The following is a 24,005-nucleotide window of genomic DNA, read 5'->3' on the forward strand; positions in this document are numbered from 1 at the left end:
CTGCAGTGAACAGGGTGCTAAACACGGCCTCAGAGGCATAGGTTCAGGTAAGCGTCTTGTAGAGGCGGCAGATATTGTAGGTGCCGCTGTGTGAAAACTCCACCCGATCCATAATGCGGTTAACCAGCGTCATGCCCACCCCGCCTTTTTTGCCGGTGCGGATATGCTCCAGCAAATCCGGCTCCAGGTACGTGCTAGGAGAGTAGGAAATGCCCTGGTCACGCAGCTCAATAGTGAAGGTTTTGTTGTGAACATCCAGCTTGATATCCAGGAACTGATTGGCATCTTCGCCATTGGCATGAATAATCAGGTTGGCTACTACCTCATCTATGGCCAGAATAATCTGGTTTACCTGCACGGCATTCTGCCCATAGCCCACCAAATACCCGGACACGAAGTCGCGCACCACTTTCAGGTTGCTTCGGTTGCAACTGATACGGATGGCATTCTTCATTGACAGGTGTGTTTGCAGGTAGGAATTACAGGGCCACGGCCTCCGCTTGCGAGGGCACAATGGTCATCAGACTATCAAGCCCCAGAATTTCGAAGACGTTGTGCACCTTTTCCTGCATGTTATAGAAAGCCAGCTTTACGCCAGCATCCTGAAAACGCTGCAGATGCGAGATAAATACGCCCAGGCCGGCCGAAGAAATGTAGTTCAGGCGCTGACAGTCAATTAATACTTTTTTGTTGTTGAGAATGTCAGGCTGCGACAGTTCCGTGTCGAGCAAAACCGAGGAGCTAGCGTCCAATTCGCCGTCCAGCGTAAGCGTAAGAGTATTTTCCGAAGTCTGTTGAGTTATTTTCATAATACTGCTGTACGTTAGGGGTGAGTGGCTGGTTGGGCGGTTTTAAATTTGATTACCAGCAGGGTTTGGTCGTCGTGAATGGGCTGCCCGTAGCTGAATTCGGCTAAATCCTCCAGGATGGCTTCCTTGATTTCATCGGCCTGCAGGTAATAGGTTTTTTCCAGCATCTGGCGCAGGCGCTCTTCCCCATATTCTTCCTGCTCTGCATTACGTGCCTCTACGATGCCGTCGGTGTAAATCACCATTACGTCGCCGGGGTTGTAATCGTAGAACTGGTTCTTAATGTACTTATCGTAGGTTTCGTTACGAATAATACCCAACCCCAGGCCCGCCGAGCGGAAAAAGGCCACTTCCTCCTTCAGGGAATGATAATACAGGGTGTGGCAGTGGCCGGCACGGGCAAAAACAAAGCCCCCGCTTTCATACTCCACAATGTAAAGCGTGGCGGTAATGAAGGAAGAGCGTTCCAGGCAGTGCACCAAAGCCCGGTTGGCCATGGCCATAAACTTGCTGGGCAGCGGAAACCGCTCTTTGTCATCTTTGGCCAGCGGATTTTCCTGCATCAGGGCATGAAAGATGCCTTTCATCTGCGCCATGTGGAAGGCCGCCGTAATGCCCTTGCCCGATACGTCCCCAATCAGAATAGCCAGGCCTTTGCCAGGAAGGTGCAGGAAGTCGTAGAAGTCGCCGCCTACTTCCTTAGCCGCCAAGGCATGGGAGCTGATTTCAAACCAGTTATCGGTAGGAAGTGTTTTCGGAATGAGGCTTTCCTGTACGGAGCTGGCAATTTTGAGCTCCTCTTTATACCGTTCATTTTGAATGGAATCCTGCAGCAGGCGCAGGTTCTCAATGCTGAGAATAGTCTGGCTGGCAAACGTCTGCAGCATACTCAGGCTTTCCCGGTCAAAGCCCTGGCGGGTATGCCGCAACAGGTACAGGTCGCCGTAGGTATGCTTGGAGGAGCGCAAGGGCAGCACCAGCAGAGAACCAAAAGGCAAATCCAGCGCCCGGAAGCCGCTGCTACTGGGCAGGTCATTGTTGAGGTATTCTATGCCGCTGATGTTGTAATCCCTCAGCAAGCCTTCTATGGCCTGGCTTTGGACTTCCGTAACCAGCTCCCGGCGGCTGTAGGGCTCTCCCTCTACCTCATCAATGCGCAGCCAGGCCGCTTCGGCACTCACTGTCTGGCGGGCAGCATCAAAAAGCGAGGCATATATTTCTTCCTCTGACTGCCCCCGCTGAATTTGCTGCGTCAGGCGCTGCATGTTGATAATGTCTTCCCGCTTCTGCTCAAATACGCCGGCCGTAGGCAGGTTAAAGAGCGTCACCAGCAGCCCCATTAGGGCATAAAATGCCGCGAAGAAGACGGTCAGCAGCAAAAAGGCATGCTGGGGCTGCGGGGCCACCAGTTGTGGATCATGCCGAATGCGCAGGAAGTAAATGGTGAAAACTCCCAGGGCCAGCAGCACACCCAATTGCAGGAGAATCACCTCCCACTTTTGGCGGCGGCTCAGGTAAGCCACCCACCGTTGATGACTGCTCAGATAGCCTCCAAAGACGCCCAGCGCCCCCAGAATAATGCCTGCTACCAATAGCGGCAGTTGAATATTAACCAAACGTAGCAGCAGCGTGCTGCCCAGCAATACCTCAAACCATTCCCATTGCCTGTGCACACTCGGTGATGCCCGAAACAGCACCAAGGACCGCCACGTGTAACAGGTGTGGGCCAGAAACAGCACAAACAGCCCCAGGTTCAGGGTATAGATAATGGCAAACAGGGTGCGGTCGGCTACGCCGAATTGAAACTGCAACAGACGTTCCAGCAAATGCAACCCTACACAGATACTAGCCAGAAGGCCCGGCCCCAGTACCAGGCGGCGCAGTACGCCCACAAAATCGGTGCCTCGCAGCGGATCTGGCTGGTAGCGCTGGTGCAGAAAAACACTGCCCACAAAAACACCCTGTGCAAGCAGCGTGAGCCAGACCGGCAACTGTATGGCCAGCAGCGTGGGATTAGCCCGCAGCAGCGTGGTGAGAAGCAAAGCAACCCAGCTTACTAATGCCAGTGGCAACGCCAAGGACTTCAATGGCTGCGTTTGGGGCATGAACAGATAATAAAAATACGCCGAAGCGGAGGTACGTGTAGAGTAGGAGGCAAAGACAACTTACCGCAAACATGACAAATCTGGCCTGGTAGGAGCGGCAGGCCCCACGCAGGATGGGCAATATACAGCCCTTTCTGCCACTAAGCCGAAGTAGGAGCGCTAAAATATATAGTTTAGGAAATGACAGGGGGTATAAACCACAACAGGCAGCCACACGTGGCTGCCTGTTGTGGTTGCTTCTGAACAAGGCAAAAACCTAACGGCTACTGTAGTTAGGCGACTCGCTGGTAATCTGCACATCGTGAGGGTGAGACTCCCGCAGGCCGGCCCCGGTAATGCGCACCATGCGGGCCGCCTGCAGCTTTTCAATGGTAGCGGCGCCGCAGTAGCCCATACCGGCCCGCAAACCGCCCGCCAGCTGATACAGCACCTCGCCGGCACCGCCCTTGTAAGGCACGCGGCCTACAATGCCTTCCGGCACCAGTTTCTTTACGTCGTCTTCAGCATCCTGGAAATACCGGTCTTTCGAGCCGTCTTCCATGGCCTCTACTGAACCCATACCGCGGTAGCTTTTAAACTTGCGGCTTTCGTAGATAATAACTTCGCCGGGGGCTTCTTCGGTACCGGCCAGCAGGGACCCAATCATAATAGAAGAGGCACCGCCTGCCAGGGCTTTCACTACGTCACCGGAGAATTTTACGCCGCCATCCGCAATCAATGGCACACCGGTGCCTTCCAGGCCGCGGGCGGCTTCCATTACTGCTGAGAGCTGCGGCACGCCGATACCGGCAATAATGCGGGTGGTGCAGATAGAGCCAGGGCCTACGCCCACTTTCACGGCATCAGCACCGGCGTCGGCCAGGGCGCGGGCCCCTTCGGCGGTAGCTACGTTGCCGGCAATAACCTCCAGGGTGGGGTAGTGGTGCTTAATGTTGCGCACGGCATCCAGCACGCCTTTGCTGTGGCCATGGGCGGTATCTACGCTCACTACGTCTACGCCGGCTTCTACCAGGGCCTTCACCCGGTCCAGCAAATCGGGCGTTACGCCTACCGCAGCACCTACGCGCAGGCGACCAAACTCATCTTTGCAGGCGTTGGGTGAGCGGCGGCGCTTCCGAATGTCTTTATAGGTAATCAGGCCCACCAGGCGGCCTTCAGTATCCACTACCGGTAGCTTCTCCACTTTCGATTCCTGCAGAATGTCTTCGGCGCGGGCCAACTCGGTGCCCGCCTTGGCAGTTACCAGTTTTTCCTTGGTCATCACCTCCGAAACGGCCCGGGTCATATCCTTCTCAAAGCGCAGGTCGCGGTTGGTCAGAATGCCTTTCAGGCGGTGCTGGCCGTCTACAATTGGGATGCCCCCGATTTTATTGTCGCGCATCAGCTTGCGGGCGTCGCCTAAGGTGGCGTCTTCGGCCAGCGTAAACGGATCCAGAATCATCCCGCTTTCCGAGCGTTTCACGCGGCGGACCAGTTCCGCCTGTGCCCGGATGCTCATGTTTTTGTGAATGATGCCGATGCCGCCTTCCTGGGCCATAGCAATGGCCATTTCGGCTTCGGTCACGGTATCCATGGCCGCCGAGACGAAGGGGAGATTCAACCGGATGTTGCGGGTCAGCTGCGTGCTGGTGTCGGCGTCGCGGGGTAATACCTCCGAATAGGCAGGTAGCAGCAGGACGTCGTCGTAGGTTAGCGCCTCAAAGGCAATTTTGGCAGCGTAGTCAGCCATGGCAACAAGAAGATTAGGTGATTCTTATTGCCGGATAAAATTACGAGGAAAAGTTGGGTTGCGCATTATGCGCGGCGCCAGTATCTTCTACCTAGCCCTTCTGATGCGGGGTCTGACTACGAGTTAAATCAGGAATTTCTTTCTGCCAAGGCCACTTACGGGGCTGCCGGCGTAGGTAGAGCCGGAGTTTCTTTGCGACGGAAATCCAGATTATAAATAAAGCCAGCCTGCAGGGTGTGGTTGTTCTCTACTACTGTTTCGCCGGTAGATAAAGGGGCGCGTTGCTGAACCAGCTGATGCAGATAGCCTATTTCCAGCGCCGCAGCGGGGCTGAATTTGTAGCCCAAAACGAAAGAAGCGCGGTTCTGATCAAATACATTGCGGTGCACGTTCTTTCCAAAGCCAATAAATATTTCATCATAAGCACTCAGATAAAGCTCGTTTGGCTCCAGAGTAGGGCCTGCCAGCGGAAGCGTGGCTTTGAGCAAGTAGCGGGCCCGGTTGAAATATAAAGAGGTAGTACTGCCTGCCGCCTGGGTCCAGCGCTGTTCCAGGCGGTAGCGGTGCATCAGCTGCACCCTGCCCAAAGGCTGCGTTAGCTGGAGCTGCTCATAGATGCGGTGCTCCTTACTGGCCGTCTTTGCCGGATAGTCGCCATAGGGGGAGCTTTTGGCCAAAGCATACCCCGAGGTGAGCAGCATACCATTCGGTAAGGAATAATTAATTCCGGCACGCCATAATAGCTGCTGGGACTTATTCAGGAGGTCAGCCCGGCGGACCTGCACTTCGGTATGAAGTCCCCAGGTATCAGTCAGTTTATGGTCGCCGAAATACATGAGCCACACATGGTGGTTGGTATCTGAAATTCGGTAATCAGGCGTCTGGGCAAGCGCTGCCAAAGGCATGCAGATAGCGGCCAGCAGCGCAAAGAGCGAAGGAAGGTGGACAAGATGATACATGACTGCAAAAGTAAGTCACCACCTTTCGGCTGAAAAACCATTTTATGGCAAAAAGTATTTGTCCCCTGCTTTACAACCCATTTTGCTTTTTCGTCCCGCGGGTTGGCGGTGCCTCCAGGGGGTTATCGGGCCAATAGTGCTTGGGGTAGCGCCCCCTCAGATCCTTCCGTACCTCAAAATAGCCGGAGGACCAAAAGCTGCGCAGGTCGCGGGTAACCTGGGCAGGGCGGTAGCCCGGGGAGAGTAAGTGCAGCGTGAGGGGCACTTGCCCGCCGTACACAGTGGGCGTATCCAGCAGGCCAAATACTTCCTGCAGGCGCACGGCCAGAACCGGGGCGGCCGGGTCTGCATAATCCAGCCGGATGCGCGTGCCGGTGGGCACTTCCAGGTGAGAAGGCGCCAGCCGGTCCAGCGCCTGGCGTTGGGGCCAGCCTTCCGGCAGCCAGTTTAGCAAAGCTTCGCCTAAATCGATGCGTTGAATTTCCGCTCCGGAACGCACATTGTCCAGAAACGGGCCCAGCCATTCCGGCAAGGCTGCCAGCAAGGCCTCCTCCGAAACATCAGGCCATTCGGCAGGGCTACGGAAATGCAAAAATGCCAGCCGCTCGCGCAACTGCGTGGCCGCCTCTGACCAAGGCAGGCGGGAGATGCCGGCCGCTTGTACCGCATCCAGCAGAGCCTGGCGGACCGCTTCCGGATCCGGGCTGGATAAATTGGTTTCGCTGAGACGCAGTGCCCCCAGTCGCCGCAGGCGCCGGGCCGTGACGCGGCCACTGGCTTCATCCCAGCGCACTTCCTCGGTGGTCGTAATCTGGTCGGTGAAATACTGTTCCAGCTCCGCCTTGTCCAGTGGGGCTGCCAGTCCGGCTCTGGGGTTGGTAGCATTCCCATCCAGGTGCGCTATGGCAAAGAACTGGTCTGTTTGGCTGAAATATTCATCCGGTAGGGCTGCCCGCTGACCCGTAACGAGGCGCACCCGTTCCGGAGTCTCCCGTTGTGCCAGCCGGTCGGGATAGGCCAGGCCAGTCAGTAAGCCCGCCACATCGGGCTCTATGGCTGATGCGCTTACCCCTATGCGGGAGCGAAGCATGGCTGCAGCTTCCCGCACCCGGCACAGGGCCGCCGCATCGGGGTGCAGGCCCGGAAGCGGCGCACGTCCGCTGGCTAAGGCTTCCAGCCGCAGACGCAAATCGGGCGGGCCAAAAGAGCCATCAGCAGGGCGCAGAATGTCGCGCTCCGTGAGCAGGGCGGCCAGTGCGCAGGCCGTAGCGCCGTGGCCTACTTCTTTGCCTCGGACCACTAAGTGCGCCAAGCGGGGTGCCAGTCCCAACCCGGCCAGTGCGCGGCCGTGTGGAGTAGGCAGCACATCAGTATTAACAGCCTGAAGGCGTAATAGTAATTCGCGCGCCTGCGCCAGGGCCGGGGCGGGCGGCGCATCCAGCCACCGCAGGCTGGTAACGTCGCGGGTGCCCCACAAAGCCAGCTCCAAGGCTAGGCTGCTAAGGTCAGCTGTCAGGATTTCGGGGGGCAAATGATGGGGGCGGTGCTGCTGTTCGGCTTCAGGCCACAGGCGATAACAGGTGCCGGGACCCAGGCGCCCGGCGCGGCCCCGACGCTGGTCGGCTGCGGCCTGGCTGACAGGCACAGTAGCCAGCGTGGTAAGGCCGGTGCGGGGCTCAAACTGCGGCACCCGCGCAAAGCCGCCATCCACCACAATGGTGACGCCCTCAATAGTGAGGCTGGTTTCGGCAATGCTGGTGGCCAGCACAATCTTGCGCCGGCCGGCCGGAGCGGGGCGCAGAGCGGCATCCTGCTGCTCAATGGGTAGCTCGCCGTGCAGCACATGAATATCGATGTTCGAAGCCAAAGCAGGTGCCAGCCGCTCGGCCACGCGGCGCTGATCGGCCAGGCCCGGCAGAAACACCAGCACGTCGCCGGTGGGATGTTGTGCCAGCGCTTCGCGGATGATAACGGGCACCAAATCCTGCAAGAGCTCATGCGGGCGCCGGCTGGCCGCGGCCGCCCGGGCCGGCGCCAGGTAATGGGTTTCTACGGGGAACATGCGGCCCAGGCTGCTGACTACGGGCGCGCTGAGCCACTGGCCCAGCCGTTCCGCGTCCAGGGTCGCGCTCATCACCAGAATCCGCAGATCCGGCCGCAGCACGGCCTGCGCATCCAAGGCCAGGGCCAGACCAAGGTCGGCCTGCAGGTTTCGCTCATGAAACTCATCAAACAGCACTGCCGCCACCCCCTCCAGCGCCGGGTCGTCCTGGAGCTGGCGTGTCAGAATTACTTCCGTTACCACTTCTATGCGGGTGCGGGCCGATATCTTGCTTTCCAGGCGCATGCGGTAGCCCACCGTCTGGCCCACCGGCTCGCCCAGCAGCTGCGCCATACGGGTAGCGGCCGCCCTGGCAGCCAGCCGGCGGGGCTCCAGCACAATAATGCGCCCGGAAGGCGGCATCCAGTCGGCTTCCAAAAGAGCCAGCGGCACCAGAGTGGTTTTGCCGGCCCCGGGTGGTGCCTGCAGCACCACGCACGGATTCTGGTGGAGAGCAGCCAGCAACTCAGGCAGGGCAGCGCGAATAGGAAGGTCAGGCAGGTGCACGTAGGACAAATACAAAGGTTAGTACACCGGAACGGAGGGGTCAACGCGCTGGCTCCAGGCATGAATACCGCCACGCAGGTTGAGTAGGTTGGTCAGGCCGTGGCGGTGCTGCAGGTAGGCCAGCGCCTGCATAGAGCGCACCCCGTGGTGGCAGATCAGCACAATGGGTTTGTCGATGGCTAGTTCCTCCACGCGGCGCGGCAGCTCGCCCAGGGGAATCAGCAGGCTGCCTTCGATGCGGCAAAAATCGAATTCCTCCGGTTGGCGCACGTCAATGAGCTGCACGGCGGACCCTTCCTGCAGGTGGGTATGGAGAGCTTCGGGAGTAAGTTCGGGGAACATAGCAAGCAGTTGTCAGGCAGGATGACCACACACCCTGGGCTGCAAAATTAACCCCGTACTTTCTACCTTCGGTTCGTTTATGTGTGTTTACCCGTTTTTTGCCTGATTTGTGACTGTTGCTGAAGTGTGGTCGGCGGTGCTGGCCAGTAGCCCGATTGAGGTGGCTGGGGTACTCACGGGCATTGCCTGCGTGTGGCTGGCAGCCCGTAATTCTATCTGGAATTTTCCGGTAGCCATTGTTAGCTGCCTCTTGTATGTCGTCGTTTTCTGGGGAGCCCGGTTATATTCTGATGTAGGCCTGCAAGGCATTTTTATTGCGCTTAACCTATATGGCTGGTATGAGTGGCTGCACGGCGGACCCCAACACCGGGAGTTGCCCGTAACGCGCACTTCCAGCCGTATGTGGCTGGCACTAGGCGTGGCCGGGCTGGTTTATGCGGTGGGCGCGGGCTTTCTGTTTCATCAGTATACCAATGCGGCCATACCCTACTGGGACAGCACTACTACCGCTATCAGCCTGGTAGCGCAGGTGCAGCTCACCCGCAAAAAAATTGAGAACTGGATTCTCTGGGTGCTCGTAGATGCGGCCTACGTAGCCATGTACTGGCACAAAGACTTATACCTCACCAGCGGCTTATATCTGGTATATCTTTTTCTGGCGGCCTATGGCTACTGGGAATGGTGGCAGCTGATGAAGCGCCGCCCTGTTGCCGAACTTTCTCTGTCTTCATGATTCGCGTTTCCCTTACTGGCCCCGAATCCACGGGCAAAACTACCCTTAGCCAGCAGCTGGCAGAGCACTACGGCACCACCTGGGCTCCGGAATATGCCCGCGCCTATCTGGAAAAAAACGGCCCTCAGTATACGCTGGCAGATCTGGAGGAAATAGCCCGGGGCCAGCTGGCTGCCGAGGAAGAGGCCGCAGCCCAGGCCTCGCGCGTAGTATTCTGCGATACTGACTTGTTAGTGATTAAAATCTGGAGCGAGCATGCCTTTGGCTATTGTCCTGAGTGGATTTTGCAGGAACTGCAGCGGCACCGTTACGACCTGGTGCTGCTACTGAACGTAGACTTGCCCTGGGAGCCTGACCCTTTGCGGGAACACCCCAACTTGCGCCAGCATTTCCATCAGATGTATCGCCGCGAGCTGGAGGAAAGCGTTTCTCCCTTTGCTGATATCAGTGGTACACCTGCCCAGCGGCTGGAGCAGGCTTGCTTTCTGGTGGATGAGCTACTGGCCGTGCAGACCCCCCGGAAAGTTTATCCTACTGCTAAGATCTAACGAATGTATATTCTCGAAAACGAGCTGGCCCGCGTAACGGTACAAGCCCATGGAGCCGAGCTGAGCAGCTTTATCCGCAAAGACTTTAACAATCTGGAATATATCTGGCCCGCCGATGCCGCCATCTGGGCGCGGCACGCGCCGGTGCTGTTTCCCATTGTGGGGCGCCTGCCGCAGGATACTTTTACCTACCAGGGGCAAGCCTACCAGTTGCCGCAACACGGCTTTGCCCGCGACCAGGCTTTTACGCTAGTGCGTCAAACCGCGGCGGAACTAGTACTGGAGCTGCGCCCTAATGAAGTTACGCTGGCCCGCTTCCCCTTCAATTTTATTCTGATCATCAGCTACCGCCTGGCAGGGCCTATGCTCACTATAGGCTGGGAAGTACACAACCCCGGCAGCGGCGAATTGCTCTTCAGCATTGGCGCACACCCCGCGTTCCGCTGCCCATTGCTGCCCGAAGAGAAGTTTGAAGACTACTATTTTGAGTTTGATCATCCCATTACCCTAGAGCGGCACCTGCTGGAAGGTGGCCTGCTGAATGGGCAAACGGAGCCCCTGCTACATCAGCAGAAGGAGCTGCCGCTAAGCTATCCGCTGTTTGAGCAGGATGCTGTGGTGCTGAAACATTTTGATTTCACCCATCTGGCCCTGCGTAGCCGCCGGTCAGCGCGGGCCGTGCGCCTGCGCTTTGATGGATTCCCCTATCTGGGCCTGTGGACCAAGCAGGCCGGTACGCCCTTTGTGTGCATTGAGCCCTGGCACGGCATTGCCAGCTCCGTGGGCGACTCCGGCGAGCTGGACGACAAAGAGGGAATTCTCGCCCTGGGTCCCGGTCAGGAATTCGTTACTTCTTACAGCATCACGATTGAATAAGCCGGGGGCTGCTGAGGTGGAAATCCGAAGCATTTCAGCAGTGGATACCTACTCCCTGCGCCACGCCGTGCTGTGGCCTAACCAGCCACTGGCTTATGTAATGGTTCCCGATGATGCTACCGGCCAGCATTTCGGGGCCTTCCTGCCCAGCGGAGAACTGGTAGCGGTTATCTCCCTTTTTGTGGCGAAAGATGTGGCACGCTTCCGCAAGTTTGCTACTTACCCGCCATATCAGCAGCAGGGAATTGGCACTCAGCTGCTCCAGCATACCATAGCTGCTGCCCAAGCGGCCGGCGCGCATCTTTTGTGGTGCGACGCCCGACTCGATGCCCTGCCATTCTATCAGCGGTTCGGCATGGAAGCAGTAGGCAGCGTTTTCTATAAAGGACCGATAGCCTATTCCCGGATGGAGCGGAGTCTATAACGGGTATTTAGCTTCAGGAGAAATAAAAAACGGCTCCTAAGAGCCGTATAAAGTTCTGCACAGCCACCGGCCGTCAAAAAAGAGTCCGTAAAAGCTACCGGCAAAAGAGCAGTAGTTAAATAATCATCGGCTGATTGGGGCGCACCGGCGTGCGGGACCGGCGGTTGTAGTCGGGTTCCCAATCATTGATGGGGCGCGAAATGCCGGGCGGCAGGTCCAGGTCGGGTAAACCGTCATCCAGTGGTTCGCCTCCGTCGTCATCGTTATCCGGGAAGGGGGGGCGTTGAAACCGGCGTCGTGGCATAACCATAAAGTAAGCCAGAATACCGAGTACCACGAGCGTATAGACAAGGCTGATCATGGCGGGAGAGACTTAGGTGTAACGCACAGAAAGACCAGAGCTTTTACTACGCTAACGAACTGACCCAAGCGCTGGTTCTCGCTTGCCCGTATTTTGTAGCTGCCCTTTCTTTCTACCTTAAGTTACTTGATTTTCAGGCGAAAGTAAAGCCAATGGAGCTTTATAGCCCATGAGTTTGGAACTCCCCGCTGGGCGCTCTAGTTTTGCCACATAGTTTAGGGGTGCCCCACGTCGGGAGAGGCGGAGGGGCTGAGATCATACCCATTGAACCTGCCCGGGTAATGCCGGCGAAGGGAACAAACGATCCGCGAGCGAAAAACCTATGCGTGCCGACCCCTGGCACCAGGTCCGTTCCACTCTTTCTTTTTCATCCTTGAAAAATTTTCTGATGACCGGCGTGGCCCTTTTGGCGCTAACCGGTACAGCATGGGCGCAAGGTCCCGTGTCTGGGCAAGTGACGGATGCCCGTACGGGCACAGCGTTGCCGGGCGCCACCATTTTGCTGGATGGTCAGGCTACCAGCACGGCGGCCGATGCTACCGGAAGCTTCCTGCTCCCGGCTGTGCCTGCCGGAGCGCATGAACTACGCATTACGTTTGTGGGCTACCAGGCGCAGGTACGCCATGTGCAGGGGCGCGCTACCCCGCAGGAAGTGCGCCTGGCTTTACTGCCCGCCGATGTAGTGACGGGCGAAGCCGTAGTAACGGCCACCCGCGCCAACGAAAAAACGGCCACCAGCTATACCAACGTCAGCCGGGAGCAGCTACAGGCCCGCAACTTTGGGCAGGACTTACCTTACCTGCTGGACCAGACGCCTTCCGTCGTCACAACTTCGGATGCCGGTACCGGGGTGGGCTACACCAGCCTGCGCGTGCGCGGCACCGATGGCACCCGCATCAACGTAACGCTAAACGGCGTGCCCGTGAACGAGGCCGAGTCGCATGGCGTGTTCTTTACGGATTTGCCGGACCTGGCCTCTTCCGTGCAGAGCATTCAGGTGCAGCGTGGGGTGGGCACCAGCACCAATGGCGCTGGTGCTTTTGGGGCCAGCGTGAACGTAGAAACCACGGGCCTGCGTACGCAGCCTTATGCGGAGGTAAACAACTCCGCCGGTTCTTATGGTACCTGGAAAAGCACGGTGGCAGCAGGTACGGGCCTCATCAACGGGCATTTTACTTTGGATGCACGAGCCTCGCGGCTGCAGTCGGAAGGCTATGTAGATAACGCAGCTTCGCGGCTGCACTCGTTGTATCTGGCCGGTACATATTCAGGCAAAAATACGCTGCTACGGGCACTGGTACTGACTGGTAAGGAGAAAACCGGGCAGGCCTGGTATGGTCTGGCCGACTCGCTGCTGCACAAAAACCGCCGCTACAACGAAGCCGGCACGGACTACGGCCAGCACCTGCCGGCCTATAAAAACCAAACGGATAACTATCAGCAGGACTACTATCAGTTTTTGGTTTCGCATCAGCTGGCTTCCAACCTGAATCTGAGTGTAACGCCGTTCTGGACGCGTGGTGGCGGCTATTATGAGGAGTATAAAGTAGGCCAGAACTTCGAAAAATATGGCATTGGAGCCGGGCCGGTTTATGTGCCTAATGCTAGCGGCTCGCTCGATACCATTACCAGCACGGATGTTATTCGGCGGCGGTGGCTGAAGACGGATTTGTACGGCGCCACCTACGCGCTGCAATGGCGGCCCGCTGCGGGCCACCTTACTGAAGCCACCTTGGGCGGCGCGGCCATTGGCTACCGTGGCCAGCATTTCGATGAGCTGACCTGGGCCCAGTACGGTCAGAATATTCCGGAGTCGGGCTCCCGTTATAACGATGAGCCGCTGGCGCATAAAACCGATGTAAACGTGTACGGCCGCGCCAACTTTGCCCTGACCGATAAGCTCAGCACCTTTGCCGATTTGCAGTTCCGCCACGTGTATTATGCCTTTTTGGGACCAAATACCGAGGGCAGGAAAAGCCAGCAGGCCGTGCGCTTCAACTTCGTCAATCCCAAAGCTGGCCTCACGTATCAGCTGCGCGAAGGGCTTAATGCTTACGGTTCCTTTGCCGTGGCCCAGCGCGAGCCCACCCGCACCGATTATACCGATACGCCGGCTGAGCGGCGGCCTACTTCCGAGAAGCTCTATAACACAGAATTGGGCCTGCGTCGCACTACCGGCCGGGTGCAATGGTCAGCGAACTACTACCTGATGCAGTATCGTAACCAGCTGGTGCTTTCGGGTAAGCTGGATGATGTAGGCAACCCCATGCACAGTAACGTGCGCGAATCATATCGGACGGGGCTGGAGTTGGTGGCTGCCACGCGCCTGCTGCCCCAGCTGACGTGGAGCGCCAATGCTACCCTCAGCCGTAATAAAATCAAGAACTACACCGATTACCTGGCCGACTACGACAATGGCGGTGAGCGGGGAACGGCATTCAAAAGCACTGATATTTCCTTTTCCCCGGCAGTAATAGGGACCAACACCTTCGAATACGAGCCGGTTGCGGGCCTGAAGGCGGCTCTGCTCAGTAAATACGTAAGCCGTCAGTACCTGGATAATACCAGCACCAAAGACCGCAGCATCGACGCCTACTTTGTGAATGATGCGCGGGTACGTTACCTCTGGACGCCTACCAAGCTGGGCGTGCGCGAAGTGGAACTGGCCCTGCTTGTAAGCAACCTGCTGAGCACGGAATACGAGAACAACGGCTATACCTATGGATACATTTCCGGTGGTGCGCAATACTTTTCCTACCACTATCCGCAGGCGCCGCGCAATTTCCTGGCCTCAGTGAACCTGCGTTTCTAGACCATGGATTCGCCTAGATGCAGGTTTTGCATTTTTAAAGAAAAAAGCCTCGCAACTGCGAGGCTTTTTGTTTGGTGTAATTGTCCGAAAAATCCGTGCGGATCCGTGGCTCAGATAATCAGCCGTACCCCGCCCAACTCGGAAATATGATAGGGGAACCGGTCGCCGGGGGAGCCGATGAACATGAAGTTTTTGGGAATGCCCCACTCCTTGGATAACTCATTTATAAGGGCCGGGCCAAAGTGCCCTTCACGGCAGACAAAGTCTATGTCCAGTTCTCCGTAAGCGCGGTCCAGCACCCGCACATCGGTAAGCAACTCAGGAGATACGGTCTGGCCTTCCTGTAGCAGGGTTACAATTTTCAGCCGGTGGGTAAACTCGTTTTCCTGCACGTAGGCCAGTACTTTGTTCAGGTTTTCCACGTTGTCGCCCTTCGTGAAAAACACGAATTCCTGATTGTTCAGCTCCCGCAGCATCCGGCGTATAGATAGGCGGGCCAGGCGGGATACGCGGGGCGAATGCTCGGCTATGGAATTGGCCGCTGCCAGCACCAGATTCAGAATAGCAATGCGGTTGAGCATGATATACACCAGCGCCATGGTGGGAATAAAATACTGCAGGAAAACCACCAAGTAATCGGGGTGGATTTTGATGTTGCCGTAGAGCGCAATGATAACGCCCGCCAGCGCCAGCAGCACCGTTAGAATGCCCGCATACACGGGGCGGGGTAGCTTGGGCCGCTTGCTCTTCAGCAGGAAGTTGCCCAAAGCAAAAAACGCCATAACCGACAGGAAGGAAATGGTATACACGCCCGCCAGCGGCCCCAGCTCGCCGTTGGTAATCAGCAAAACTGAGATGCAGAGCAGGAAGAAGGTGATAAGAATGACATAGTTGCTGTTGCGGCGGTTTTCCTTGAGGAAGAACTGCGGCAGAATCCGGTCCAGCGTCATGCGCTTCATCAGGCCGCTCACACCTACAAAGGAGGTTAGCACAGCGCCACTCAGCACCGCTACGGCATCCACGGAAATCAGAATGCCCAGCCAGCGGCCCCCGGTAGTATCACCCAGGTGCGAGAGTAGGGTTTCCGTGTGGGTGCTAACTTCAGTGAGTGGTAGGGCAGCAATGGCCAGAAAGGCAATAACCGGGTTGAAAAAGCTTACCACAATCCACATATTCCGCAGCGTTTTGGCAAACACGCCGGGCGCCTGCTCCTCCACAAAGTTGGCGGAGCTTTCAAAACCGGAAATACCCAGCATGGCCGCGCTAAAGCCAAAGAACAGGGCTGTAGTCAGGCTGCCTTTCAGCGGGGTGTGGAAGTTTAGCGTGAGGGCATCCAGGCCGTGCGTGAAGAGGTACCACACGGCCGCAATGACCAGTATCGTGAGCGTGCCAATGTGCGTGAGGAAGATGATGACGGCTACCTTTGCCGACTCCGACATACCCATTATAGTAAGAGCCAGAAACAGCCCCAACAGGCCCATCGTAGCGGTAATAATCGGGAGGCCGTGCCAGAGCGTGTGCAGGTAATGCATGGCCTCGCTGGCTGAAATAACGGCCGTGGCCATATAGGAAAGTATAGTGAGGCAGGCGGCCAGGGCGGCGTTACGCTTGCTGGTGGTGTTCAGCAGCACGTTGTAGGCGCCACCGTTCAGAGGCAGCGCGCCTACTACCTCGCCATAAATTTTGCGGAACAGAAACAGCACGGCTCCTACCAGGAGCAAAGCCACAAAGGCATACTGGCCGGCATATGCAATGGCCAGCGCCGACACATACAGGCAGGACGAGGAAATATCGTTGCCGCATATGGCAGTGGCTTCCAGCTCGCTCAGCTTTTTAGGGTGGCTCATGGTGGGTAAAAGAATGGGTAGAATTATTTGGAGAGGAAGTTTACGGGAAAATTTGCTGGAGTACATACGAGAACCAAGAAATGCAGTCGGTTTTAATGAGGTAACCGAGCGGCTTTCTGCCGAAACCAAGCTGGCCAAGTGCCTGTTCACCATCCCAGAATCCCTATCTTTGGGCTATTCATCCCCACCCATACTCGCACTATGTCTTCGCAAGCTGACGTTCTTTCCCCCAAGGCCAAAGCCTCGAATCATCACGGCTCTACCAATGCTGCCGGCTTCACCGATTATTTCGACCTCGACGGCCTGCTGACCGAGGAGCACAAGCTCATCCGCCAGAGCATCCGCGACTTCGTGAAGAAGGAAATTTCGCCCAATATTGAGAAATGGGCGCAGGACGCACATTTCCCTTCGGAAATCGTGCGCAAGTTTGGCGAGGTAGGTGCCTTTGGGCCTACCATTCCCACGGAGTACGGCGGCGGCGGGCTCGACTACATCAGCTATGGCCTGATTATGCAGGAAATTGAGCGCGGCGACTCCGGCATGCGCTCCACCGCCTCGGTGCAGGGCTCCCTGGTGATGTACCCAATCTACGCCTACGGCTCTGAGGAGCAGCGCAAGAAATACCTGCCCAAGCTGGCCTCCGGCGAGTGGCTGGGCTGCTTCGGCCTTACCGAGCCCGACCACGGCTCCAACCCCGGCGGCATGACCACCAATATCAAGGATATGGGTGATTATTACCTGCTGAACGGCGCCAAGCTCTGGATTTCCAACTCCCCCGAGTGCCAGGTAGCCGTAGTGTGGGCCAAGGACGAGAATGGCCGCATCAAGGGCCTGATTGTGGAGCGCGGCATGGAAGGCTTCACTACGCCTGAAATTCACAACAAATGGAGCCTGCGCGCTTCCTGCACCGGCGAGCTGGTGTTCCAGGACGTGCGCGTGCCCAAAGAGAACCTGCTGCCCAACATCGACGGCCTCAAAGGCCCATTGGGCTGCCTCGATTCCGCCCGCTTCGGTATTGCCTGGGGCGCTATCGGCGCGGCTATTGACTGCTACGAGTCGGCGCTGAAGTATTCTATGGAGCGCGTCCAGTTTGGTAAGCCTATCGGCGGCTTCCAACTGCAGCAGAAGAAGCTGGCCGAAATGCTCACGGAAATCACCAAAGCCCAGCTGATGGTGTGGCGCTTGGGCGTACTCAAAAACGAAGGCAAAGCCACTTCGGCCCAGATTTCCATGGCCAAGCGCAACTCGGTAGAAATTGCCCTGGAAATTGCCCGCGAAGCCCGCCAGATTCACGGCGGCATGGGCATTACTGGCGAGTACCCTATCATGCGCCACATGATGAACCTGGAGTCAGTAGTGACCTACGAAGGTACCCACGATATCCACCTGCTGATTACCGGTGCCGATATCACCGGTATTCAGGCGTTCAAGTAGGAAATAGTTACTAGCTTAAAATGGCCGTTCTGGAAGCAGGACGGCCATTTTTTGTTTTATCAGCGAGGTATATTCTACTACGCTCCCGGAGTAACGGGCTAGGGCTTGCGAAGTAAATACGTCTGGGAAATCATAATATCAGGACCTAATGATGGGATTCTGGTATTGGCTACGGGCGTTGATTCAGCCTGCATCTGTACCACTTCCCAGCCCTGGCTGCGCAGCTCATTCAGTTTTACCAAAGCCTGGGATTGATAACGTGCCGGGCCTTCGAGTTTATGGTTGAGCGAAATCTTGGCTTGTTCCCCTGTAGGCGATATAGTAACCAGCGTAGCCCGCCCCGTGACTGGAACCTCCAACGTAAGCATCATGTAGCCCGGCTCAGCCGCACTTTTGGGATAAAAAGCCCACGAGGCAATGGCTGCTAGCACTAAAGTGAGAACGGGGAATAGCTTTTTCATGTAGGCAATAAAGGCAAATTTTCCATCTACCGCAGCTCGTCAAACGCATACTGCCCGGTGCTCCAGAACTCATCCAGCGCTATTAAACGGGGCTTGAAAAACGAAATCAGCCGGGGCCAGTCCTCGCGGTTAAAGAGGTTTACGGGGGCCAGCTCCTGATAAATGCGGCCGATGGGCTGGCCGTTGGCATCTATTGTATCGGCCTCCCATTGCCAGGTTTCGCCCAGGGTTTCTTCCAGCATAGCTTTCAGCGTTTGGAACTGCTCAAAAAACAGTTCGCGCATATCTGCGTCCGGGTGTGTTAGCTCAATGCCAATGCTGGCGCGCTTGCCATCGGCCTGCAGGCGGAAGTACACGTGCTTGAGGCCGGTTTTATAATTTATCCAGTTGGTAGGCAGGCCTTCCGCCGAGGGCACTGGCTGCATATACTGCCCAAACGTGGTCCAGAAAGCCTGGCGCAGCTGCGTTACTTCGGTTTTGCTGTACATAGAAATCAAAAATACCAAGTGTAACCGGGATACTACGGTTTAGGAGGAGTGGGGCGCATGGGCGGTTTTACCGGCCGGCGTGTTATTATTACACCTTCATTCGTTGTTCCATTTGCATTATGGCCGCAGCTTCTCCGCTTGTTTTGCTTGAATGTCTGATTGCAGGCACCACTCACCGCGAAGGCCTGTCGGCGTATGAGCCGCGCCTGCAAATCGGCCAGGCTCTTACCCTGCAGCGCGAAGCCGACAGTGCCTACGATGACTGGGCCGTGCGCGTGCTCACCGCCGATACGCCGCCCTTCTGGCTGGGCTACCTGCCTGAGGGCCGCAACGAAACCATTGCCCGCCTGCTCGATGCTGGCTTTAACCTCAGCGCCCGCCTCACCCACAAAGCCTGGGAAGACGACTGGCTGCACCTGGAAATTGAAGTGCTGCTGAACCGGTAGAATCCGTTACAGCAATTCCGTTAAGCCAAAAATTTCCTGGCGGGCCTGCTGAATGGCAGGCTCCTCCCCAAACTCGCGCTGCACCCATTGCGTGAAGCTGGCTACCAACGCGCCCACGGCCTGACGGCTGCTGCCGGGCGAGGTACCCGTGGTGGCATCTGCCTCGGCCATGGGCATGCTGCCTTCCAGCCCCAGGCTGCTCATCACATCCGACACAAACACCAGTCCGCAAACATGCATAGCCTGATACAGCAGCGTTAGCTCAGGCAGAGAAAGCGGCAGGCGCTCGGTAGCCGTAATGCTGCCCAGGCGCTCCATCATGTCTTCCACGGCTGTGGGCTGTAGGTTAGGCAAGGCTGCTACGGCCTGCAGAAACGGATGCTCGGTGTCGGTCTGCGGTAGGCTCTGTACTAGCAGCAAGGCCAGCCGCAGCATCTGCAGCCGGGCTTCATCAAACCCCAACGTCACAATGGCGGGCGCAGGCGGTATCAGGCTTTTGCTATGCGTATCAAACAGGTGCTGCAACTGCTGCTGGCGGCGGCGCAGCGGGACCAGCGCCGCCGCGCCGCTAGGGCCGGCAATAAGCTGCTCCAGGGCGTTTTCCAGCGCTGCCGTCAGCCCCAGGCAGTAGTCCCAGAGTACCGCCAGCGGCTCGCCCTCTACCTGCATTTGTTGGCGCAGAAAATGACGGACCGGCGCAGCCAGTGGGCTATGCAAGGCGGCGCGGCCTACCAGCACAAAATCATATAGCCGCAACGGGCGGGTATTCAATAGCTCCTGCAGCGCCTCGGTAGATTGAATAGCATTAAGCTGCGCCACGGCCGCCGCATCCAGCCGGGTAAGGCTGGTCACGGCCGCGGGCAGGAGAGAGGCTTCCGTAGCAAACAGCTGCGTGCAGGCCATGCCCAGCAAGGAAAGCGCGGGGGAAAGCTGTGAAAAAGCGTGAGAGGGAAGCTGCTGGAGCGAAGCGCCGGTGGGAGTAAAATCAGACATGAGGTAAGGGAATTGCCTGCAAAAGTACTGCATTGCGCCTCTCTACCTGCTTTGTTGGTGATGCGTGAACTTACAAATAGTCCTGTCATAATAAGACCGTCATGCTGAGCTAGTCGGAGCATCTTGTGGGCTGATGTTGCAGAGGTATACCACACTAGCAAGGTGCTTCGACTGCGCTCAGCATGACAGTCTGTAACTTTTTGAGCTGGTTATTTCGATTTAATGCTAATTAAATTGGCAATACAGTAGTTTACGGCTGATTGATTGCTAAAAAATTTGCTAAAACCGGGGACGTTTCCCGGCCCTCAGGTGTTATCTTGCCACTCAACTTTCCGCTTCTTTTGCATATGCGTGAATCTTATCTGACCGGCGGCGCCGACAATATGGACGCCACCGAAAAAGACATTGATAAAGCCCTGCGGCCCTTAAGTTTCGCCGACTTCGCGGGCCAGGATAAAGTGGTGGAAAACCTGAAGGTATTCGTGGGCGCCGCCAAGCAGCGCGGCGAGGCCCTCGACCACGTCTTGCTCCACGGCCCTCCCGGCCTGGGCAAAACCACCCTCTCGCACATCATCTCCAACGAACTGGGCTCTGGCATCAAAATGACGAGCGGCCCGGTCCTGGACAAGCCTTCCGACCTGGCCGGGCTGCTCACCAACCTGGAGCCGCACGATGTGCTCTTCATCGACGAAATTCACCGTCTTAACCCCGTAGTAGAGGAGTACCTGTACTCGGCCATGGAGGACTACCGCATCGACATCATGCTCGATTCGGGCCCGAATGCGCGTTCCGTGCAGATTTCGCTGTCGCCGTTCACGCTTATCGGGGCTACCACCCGCTCGGGTTTGCTCACCTCGCCGTTGCGGGCACGCTTCGGCATCAACTCCCGCCTGGAGTACTACGATGCCAAGCTGCTTACCAGCATTGTGCAGCGCTCCGCCGAAATCCTGAACACGCCCATTCACGAGGATGCGGCCTACGAAATTGCCCGCCGCTCGCGCGGTACCCCACGTATTGCCAACAACCTGCTGCGCCGTACCCGCGACTTCGCCCAGATGAAAGGCGACGGCACCATTACGCAGGCCATTGCCCACTTCGCCCTCGGCGCGCTGGACGTAGATGCCCGCGGCCTCGACGATATGGACAAGCGCATCCTGCTCACCATTATCGACAAGTTTAAGGGTGGTCCCGTAGGCCTGAGCACCATTGCCACTGCCTGCGGTGATGAGGCCGAAACCATCGAGGAAGTGTACGAGCCCTTCCTCATTCAGGAAGGCTACATCAAGCGCACCCCGCGCGGCCGCGAAGCCACCGAAGCCGCCTACCAGCACCTGGGCCGCACCATGCCCCAGCACCTGCGCGGCAATTCGGCAACAGGGGAGCTGTTTAGCTAAACTTTAGAAGCTCTTGTGCAGAAAGCGGCGGAAAGTACCACCTTGTGTGGGCTTTCCGCCGCTTTTTTGCTGGTCTCAGCAACAGTAAATAATGAGAATAAATAGGCAAGTAGCTATTCTATGAATCTGCATCAAACCATAAAAGTCATCCTCTCAATTTTATTCCTGTGGATAGTACTTCATATAATCTACTCAACAGTTGATGGCTTATCTGATTCCGGGAAATCTGCTGACGTAGCGGTGATATTGGGAAGCAAGGTGAATGAAGATGGCTCCCTTTCTCCAAGACTAATCCAAAGGCTAAAATGCGGATTGAAGCTCTACCAAAGCGGAAGAGTCAAAAGCTTAATAGTTAGTGGAGGCCTTGGCAAAGAAGGGTTTTATGAGGGTGATAAAATGAAAGCGTATTTATTGAAATATGGTGTGCCGAACAAAATGATATTCGTTGATAATAAAGGCAATAACACAATTGCGACAGTAGAGAATACGCTCAGGCTAAATGACAGTCTTCATTACAAAAGCTTGCTTATCGTTTCTCAATACTTCCACATTACCAGAACTAAAATGCTTTTCAAAAAGCGTGGCTTTCAGAATGTATATGGGGTAAGCCCTAGCTATTTTGAATTAAGAGACATCTACTCTGCCCTAAGGGAGTTTGCAGCCTATTATTATGATTAAATATGCTTGGTAGTTGCTCGCCTTTATAAGGGAATTGCGGGGTTAAATAGTATTCTAATTGCTCCTGAGTTAAGCGAGTGTAAGTAGATTATAGCTAGCGTCTTATTTATTTATATAGATTAGCGTGAATATTTCTCTTTGGCATTATCACGAAGTCTATGGCAGTGCAAACGGTTACTCAGCAGGTTGAAACCTCACCCCAACTCTACGCCCGGTTAGCTGGTGCCGCCTATCTGCTTATCATCATTGCCGGACTGTGCGGGGAGCTGTTTATCCGGGGCAAAATCATTGTTTCCGGTGATGCGGCGGCTACGGCTCACAACTTAATGGCCTCGGACGGTTTGTGGCGCGCTGGCATTGCCGGCGACTTAATGATGCACCTCTGTGACATCCTAGTGATGCTGGTGTTTTTCCTACTGCTCAGAGCCGTCAATAGAACGCTGGCCTTGATGGCCCTGCTGTTCAACCTGATTCAGACGGCGGTGTTGGTAGCCAATAAAATTACCCTGCTGGTCCCGCTATTTTTCCTGAGTGATGCGGCTTATCTGAAGGCGTTCAACGTCCAGCAATTGCAGGCTCTGGCCTACGTGTCCATCAAAACCCATGATTATGGCTTTGGTATTGGGCTGATATTTTTCGGGTTTACCTGTCTGCTGAATGGGTATCTGATTCGCAAGTCTGGCTTCCTTCCCAAACTCATCGGGATTCTTATGCAGATAGCTGGCGTATGTTATCTGGTGAACAGCCTGGCACTAATTCTGGACCTTTCGTTTGCCTCCCGGCTATTTCCCTTCATTATGCTGCCGCCTTTTGTGGCCGAATTAACCTTTTCTTTGTGGCTGCTCATAAAAGGCATAGATGTGGCGAAGTGGCAGGAAAAAACGAGAAGCTGGTAGGCCGCCGCATAGCTGGCTAGCTATATATCCGTCTATATTCGCAGCCGCTACCAACCCACATACCATGCGGCCGTTCCCGTTTCTGACTTTAGCCCAGACGTTGCTGCTGCTGCGCTTGGCCACGGCGTTTATATTTTTTGCGCACGCCGCCGTCCGCGTGTGGAATGGGAGCATCGAGCAATTCGGCGACTTTCTGAATACCAAAGGCCTAATCTACGGCCACCTGACGGTGTGGGGCATTACCGCATTTGAAATTGTAGGAAGCGTCCTTATGGCCCTGGGCTACTTTGTCCGAGTATTATCGGCTGGCTTTATTGCAATGCTGCTCATCGGCATTGTGCTTATCCATGCTTCCCTGGGCTGGTTTGTGGGGGAACACGGCACGGGCGGCAGCGAGTATAGCTTCCTGCTTATTATAGCGTTGCTGGTGCTGGCCGCTACAGAAGAGAAACGCCAGACACAAGCTATATCAGAAGCTCAGCCTCTTTAATGAATTCATGACACAGCAAGCTTATCCTATCAGAAACGCACGGCCCGAGGAGTTTGAGCAAATAGGCAAATTGCTGGTGCAGGTATACTCCCAACTGGAAGGCTTTCCAAAGCCCGAGGAGCAACCAGCATATTATCACATGCTATCTGCCATTGGAGAGGTCACCCGCAACCCCGGTACGGAGCTGCTGGTAGCCGTTTCCCCTGATGACCGAATAGCAGGAGTGGTGGTGTTTTTTAGTGACATGCAGTACTATGGTTCCGGAGGCATTGCCACACAGGAGAAACACGCGGCCGGGTTTCGCTTATTAGCCGTTGATCCGGCCACCAGAGGCCAAGGCGTTGGCAAGTTGCTGACCCGGGCATGTATCCGAAAAGCAAAAGAGCTGCACCGGGCTCAGGTCATCATTCATAGTACCAAGGCCATGCAGGTTGCCTGGCAGATGTATGAGGCTTTAGGGTTTAAGCGAGCCGAAGAGTTAGATTTTATGCAAGGAAGCCTGCCGGTTTTTGGCTTTCGATTACTGCTTACCTGAGCCCTCGGGCTTTGAAGACGGAGAAGAGCCGTGGGCA

General features: G+C 56.2%; 24 protein-coding genes and 1 riboswitch. Of the genes, 12 read left to right on the plus strand and 12 right to left on the minus strand.

What is annotated here, in order from left to right; genetic code table 11:
• Window positions 1-43: 43 nt before the first annotated feature.
• From Q4G72_RS05120 to Q4G72_RS05150, 7 genes are all read right to left on the minus strand, one after another.
• Window positions 44-454, minus strand: coding sequence for an ATP-binding protein (locus Q4G72_RS05120; protein WP_303310328.1), 411 nt, complete (start codon window positions 452-454; stop codon window positions 44-46).
• A 25-nt stretch (window positions 455-479) separates the two neighbouring features.
• The gene (locus Q4G72_RS05125) at window positions 480-809 is read right to left on the minus strand and encodes an STAS domain-containing protein (protein ID WP_303310329.1); all 330 of its coding nucleotides are present in this window, start codon (window positions 807-809) and stop codon (window positions 480-482) included.
• Between the two features lie 14 nt (window positions 810-823).
• The gene (locus Q4G72_RS05130; RefSeq protein WP_303310330.1) at window positions 824-2,914 is read right to left on the minus strand and encodes a PP2C family protein-serine/threonine phosphatase; all 2,091 of its coding nucleotides are present in this window, start codon (window positions 2,912-2,914) and stop codon (window positions 824-826) included.
• A 256-nt stretch (window positions 2,915-3,170) separates the two neighbouring features.
• Entirely contained in the window at window positions 3,171-4,643 is a 1,473-nt protein-coding gene (gene guaB, locus Q4G72_RS05135; RefSeq protein WP_303310331.1) for an IMP dehydrogenase, read from the minus strand.
• A gap of 155 nt (window positions 4,644-4,798) precedes the next feature.
• Complete coding sequence (locus Q4G72_RS05140; RefSeq protein WP_303310332.1) at window positions 4,799-5,602, minus strand: DUF2490 domain-containing protein; 804 nt, start codon at window positions 5,600-5,602, stop codon at window positions 4,799-4,801.
• 70 nt (window positions 5,603-5,672) lie between these two features.
• Window positions 5,673-8,210, minus strand: a complete 2,538-nt coding sequence (gene hrpB / locus Q4G72_RS05145) for an ATP-dependent helicase HrpB (RefSeq protein WP_303310687.1) — start codon at window positions 8,208-8,210, stop codon at window positions 5,673-5,675.
• 18 nt (window positions 8,211-8,228) lie between these two features.
• Window positions 8,229-8,552 (minus strand): rhodanese-like domain-containing protein, encoded by a 324-nt coding sequence (locus Q4G72_RS05150; protein WP_303310333.1) that lies wholly within the window; start codon window positions 8,550-8,552, stop codon window positions 8,229-8,231.
• A gap of 109 nt (window positions 8,553-8,661) precedes the next feature.
• On the opposite strand from Q4G72_RS05150, the gene pnuC reads away from it, so the two are divergent.
• Genes pnuC through Q4G72_RS05170 form a run of 4 tightly spaced genes read left to right on the plus strand, consistent with a single transcriptional unit; the run spans window position 8,662 to window position 11,133 of the window.
• Window positions 8,662-9,285, plus strand: coding sequence for a nicotinamide riboside transporter PnuC (gene pnuC / locus Q4G72_RS05155; RefSeq protein ID WP_303310334.1), 624 nt, complete (start codon window positions 8,662-8,664; stop codon window positions 9,283-9,285).
• Complete coding sequence (locus tag Q4G72_RS05160; RefSeq protein ID WP_303310335.1) at window positions 9,282-9,833, plus strand: AAA family ATPase; 552 nt, start codon at window positions 9,282-9,284, stop codon at window positions 9,831-9,833. Before pnuC ends, Q4G72_RS05160 begins: the two co-directional genes overlap by 4 nt.
• A 3-nt stretch (window positions 9,834-9,836) precedes the next feature.
• Window positions 9,837-10,709 (plus strand): aldose 1-epimerase family protein, encoded by an 873-nt coding sequence (locus Q4G72_RS05165; RefSeq protein WP_303310336.1) that lies wholly within the window; start codon window positions 9,837-9,839, stop codon window positions 10,707-10,709.
• A gap of 40 nt (window positions 10,710-10,749) precedes the next feature.
• The gene (locus Q4G72_RS05170) at window positions 10,750-11,133 is read left to right on the plus strand and encodes a GNAT family N-acetyltransferase (protein WP_303310337.1); all 384 of its coding nucleotides are present in this window, start codon (window positions 10,750-10,752) and stop codon (window positions 11,131-11,133) included.
• 115 nt (window positions 11,134-11,248) lie between these two features.
• Here Q4G72_RS05170 and Q4G72_RS05175 read toward each other — a convergent pair whose 3' ends face one another.
• Complete coding sequence (locus tag Q4G72_RS05175) at window positions 11,249-11,494, minus strand: hypothetical protein (protein ID WP_303310338.1); 246 nt, start codon at window positions 11,492-11,494, stop codon at window positions 11,249-11,251.
• A 207-nt stretch (window positions 11,495-11,701) separates the two neighbouring features.
• A riboswitch (TPP riboswitch) is annotated at window positions 11,702-11,809 on the plus strand.
• A 58-nt stretch (window positions 11,810-11,867) separates the two neighbouring features.
• On the opposite strand from Q4G72_RS05175, the gene Q4G72_RS05180 reads away from it, so the two are divergent.
• Window positions 11,868-14,306 carry a TonB-dependent receptor gene (locus tag Q4G72_RS05180; RefSeq protein WP_303310339.1) on the plus strand — a complete coding sequence of 813 codons (2,439 nt, stop codon included), beginning with the start codon at window positions 11,868-11,870 and terminating at the stop codon, window positions 14,304-14,306.
• Window positions 14,307-14,416: 110 nt separating this feature from the next.
• On the opposite strand, the gene Q4G72_RS05185 is transcribed toward Q4G72_RS05180, so the two are convergent.
• Window positions 14,417-16,153 carry an APC family permease gene (locus Q4G72_RS05185; protein WP_303310340.1) on the minus strand — a complete coding sequence of 579 codons (1,737 nt, stop codon included), beginning with the start codon at window positions 16,151-16,153 and terminating at the stop codon, window positions 14,417-14,419.
• 201 nt (window positions 16,154-16,354) lie between these two features.
• Between Q4G72_RS05185 and Q4G72_RS05190 the strand changes: the two genes are divergently transcribed.
• Window positions 16,355-17,587 carry an acyl-CoA dehydrogenase family protein gene (locus Q4G72_RS05190; RefSeq protein WP_303310341.1) on the plus strand — a complete coding sequence of 411 codons (1,233 nt, stop codon included), beginning with the start codon at window positions 16,355-16,357 and terminating at the stop codon, window positions 17,585-17,587.
• A 98-nt stretch (window positions 17,588-17,685) separates the two neighbouring features.
• Here the strand turns inward: Q4G72_RS05190 and Q4G72_RS05195 are convergent, their stop codons facing one another.
• Together Q4G72_RS05195 and Q4G72_RS05200 are read right to left on the minus strand one after the other, a co-directional pair.
• A complete protein-coding gene (locus Q4G72_RS05195) occupies window positions 17,686-18,048 on the minus strand; it encodes a hypothetical protein (protein WP_303310342.1) in 363 nt (120 codons plus the stop codon).
• A 26-nt stretch (window positions 18,049-18,074) separates the two neighbouring features.
• Window positions 18,075-18,536 (minus strand): DUF4268 domain-containing protein, encoded by a 462-nt coding sequence (locus Q4G72_RS05200; RefSeq protein WP_303310343.1) that lies wholly within the window; start codon window positions 18,534-18,536, stop codon window positions 18,075-18,077.
• 119 nt (window positions 18,537-18,655) lie between these two features.
• Here Q4G72_RS05200 and Q4G72_RS05205 point away from each other — a divergent pair, with 119 nt between their 5' ends.
• The gene (locus tag Q4G72_RS05205; RefSeq protein ID WP_303310344.1) at window positions 18,656-18,982 is read left to right on the plus strand and encodes an HIRAN domain-containing protein; all 327 of its coding nucleotides are present in this window, start codon (window positions 18,656-18,658) and stop codon (window positions 18,980-18,982) included.
• 6 nt (window positions 18,983-18,988) lie between these two features.
• On the opposite strand, the gene Q4G72_RS05210 is transcribed toward Q4G72_RS05205, so the two are convergent.
• Window positions 18,989-19,975, minus strand: coding sequence for a hypothetical protein (locus Q4G72_RS05210; RefSeq protein WP_303310345.1), 987 nt, complete (start codon window positions 19,973-19,975; stop codon window positions 18,989-18,991).
• 347 nt (window positions 19,976-20,322) lie between these two features.
• Here Q4G72_RS05210 and ruvB point away from each other — a divergent pair, with 347 nt between their 5' ends.
• The 5 genes from ruvB (at window position 20,323) to Q4G72_RS05235 (ending at window position 23,968) form a co-directional block, all read left to right on the plus strand.
• Window positions 20,323-21,369 carry a Holliday junction branch migration DNA helicase RuvB gene (gene ruvB / locus Q4G72_RS05215; protein ID WP_303310346.1) on the plus strand — a complete coding sequence of 349 codons (1,047 nt, stop codon included), beginning with the start codon at window positions 20,323-20,325 and terminating at the stop codon, window positions 21,367-21,369.
• A 120-nt stretch (window positions 21,370-21,489) separates the two neighbouring features.
• On the plus strand, window positions 21,490-22,047 hold the full coding sequence (locus Q4G72_RS05220) for a YdcF family protein (protein ID WP_303310347.1): 558 nt from the start codon (window positions 21,490-21,492) through the stop codon (window positions 22,045-22,047).
• Between the two features lie 158 nt (window positions 22,048-22,205).
• The gene (locus Q4G72_RS05225) at window positions 22,206-22,943 is read left to right on the plus strand and encodes a DUF4386 domain-containing protein (RefSeq protein ID WP_303310348.1); all 738 of its coding nucleotides are present in this window, start codon (window positions 22,206-22,208) and stop codon (window positions 22,941-22,943) included.
• Window positions 22,944-23,007: 64 nt separating this feature from the next.
• A complete protein-coding gene (locus Q4G72_RS05230) occupies window positions 23,008-23,433 on the plus strand; it encodes a DoxX family protein (RefSeq protein ID WP_303310349.1) in 426 nt (141 codons plus the stop codon).
• A 7-nt stretch (window positions 23,434-23,440) separates the two neighbouring features.
• The gene (locus Q4G72_RS05235) at window positions 23,441-23,968 is read left to right on the plus strand and encodes a GNAT family N-acetyltransferase (protein WP_303310350.1); all 528 of its coding nucleotides are present in this window, start codon (window positions 23,441-23,443) and stop codon (window positions 23,966-23,968) included.
• Window positions 23,969-24,005: the final 37 nt, after the last annotated feature.

It is taken from the genome of Hymenobacter sp. BT730, from assembly GCF_030542105.1.
Classification (GTDB): Bacteria; Bacteroidota; Bacteroidia; order Cytophagales; family Hymenobacteraceae; genus Hymenobacter.

What these genes read in the sequence shown, in the direction of transcription:
- Q4G72_RS05120 (WP_303310328.1), bottom strand. Translation starts at nt 454, where the DNA reads ATGAAGAATGCCATCCGTATCAGTTGCAACCGAAGCAACCTGAAAGTG.
- Q4G72_RS05125 (WP_303310329.1), bottom strand. Translation starts at nt 809, where the DNA reads ATGAAAATAACTCAACAGACTTCGGAAAATACTCTTACGCTTACGCTG.
- Q4G72_RS05130 (WP_303310330.1), bottom strand. Translation starts at nt 2,914, where the DNA reads ATGCCCCAAACGCAGCCATTGAAGTCCTTGGCGTTGCCACTGGCATTA.
- guaB (WP_303310331.1), bottom strand. Translation starts at nt 4,643, where the DNA reads ATGGCTGACTACGCTGCCAAAATTGCCTTTGAGGCGCTAACCTACGAC.
- Q4G72_RS05140 (WP_303310332.1), bottom strand. Translation starts at nt 5,602, where the DNA reads ATGTATCATCTTGTCCACCTTCCTTCGCTCTTTGCGCTGCTGGCCGCT.
- Q4G72_RS05150 (WP_303310333.1), bottom strand. Translation starts at nt 8,552, where the DNA reads ATGTTCCCCGAACTTACTCCCGAAGCTCTCCATACCCACCTGCAGGAA.
- Q4G72_RS05160 (WP_303310335.1), top strand. Translation starts at nt 9,282, where the DNA reads ATGATTCGCGTTTCCCTTACTGGCCCCGAATCCACGGGCAAAACTACC.
- Q4G72_RS05165 (WP_303310336.1), top strand. Translation starts at nt 9,837, where the DNA reads ATGTATATTCTCGAAAACGAGCTGGCCCGCGTAACGGTACAAGCCCAT.
- Q4G72_RS05175 (WP_303310338.1), bottom strand. Translation starts at nt 11,494, where the DNA reads ATGATCAGCCTTGTCTATACGCTCGTGGTACTCGGTATTCTGGCTTAC.
- Q4G72_RS05185 (WP_303310340.1), bottom strand. Translation starts at nt 16,153, where the DNA reads ATGAGCCACCCTAAAAAGCTGAGCGAGCTGGAAGCCACTGCCATATGC.
- Q4G72_RS05190 (WP_303310341.1), top strand. Translation starts at nt 16,355, where the DNA reads ATGTCTTCGCAAGCTGACGTTCTTTCCCCCAAGGCCAAAGCCTCGAAT.
- Q4G72_RS05195 (WP_303310342.1), bottom strand. Translation starts at nt 18,048, where the DNA reads ATGAAAAAGCTATTCCCCGTTCTCACTTTAGTGCTAGCAGCCATTGCC.
- Q4G72_RS05200 (WP_303310343.1), bottom strand. Translation starts at nt 18,536, where the DNA reads ATGTACAGCAAAACCGAAGTAACGCAGCTGCGCCAGGCTTTCTGGACC.
- Q4G72_RS05205 (WP_303310344.1), top strand. Translation starts at nt 18,656, where the DNA reads ATGGCCGCAGCTTCTCCGCTTGTTTTGCTTGAATGTCTGATTGCAGGC.
- Q4G72_RS05210 (WP_303310345.1), bottom strand. Translation starts at nt 19,975, where the DNA reads ATGTCTGATTTTACTCCCACCGGCGCTTCGCTCCAGCAGCTTCCCTCT.
- ruvB (WP_303310346.1), top strand. Translation starts at nt 20,323, where the DNA reads ATGCGTGAATCTTATCTGACCGGCGGCGCCGACAATATGGACGCCACC.
- Q4G72_RS05220 (WP_303310347.1), top strand. Translation starts at nt 21,490, where the DNA reads ATGAATCTGCATCAAACCATAAAAGTCATCCTCTCAATTTTATTCCTG.
- Q4G72_RS05225 (WP_303310348.1), top strand. Translation starts at nt 22,206, where the DNA reads ATGGCAGTGCAAACGGTTACTCAGCAGGTTGAAACCTCACCCCAACTC.
- Q4G72_RS05230 (WP_303310349.1), top strand. Translation starts at nt 23,008, where the DNA reads ATGCGGCCGTTCCCGTTTCTGACTTTAGCCCAGACGTTGCTGCTGCTG.
- Q4G72_RS05235 (WP_303310350.1), top strand. Translation starts at nt 23,441, where the DNA reads ATGACACAGCAAGCTTATCCTATCAGAAACGCACGGCCCGAGGAGTTT.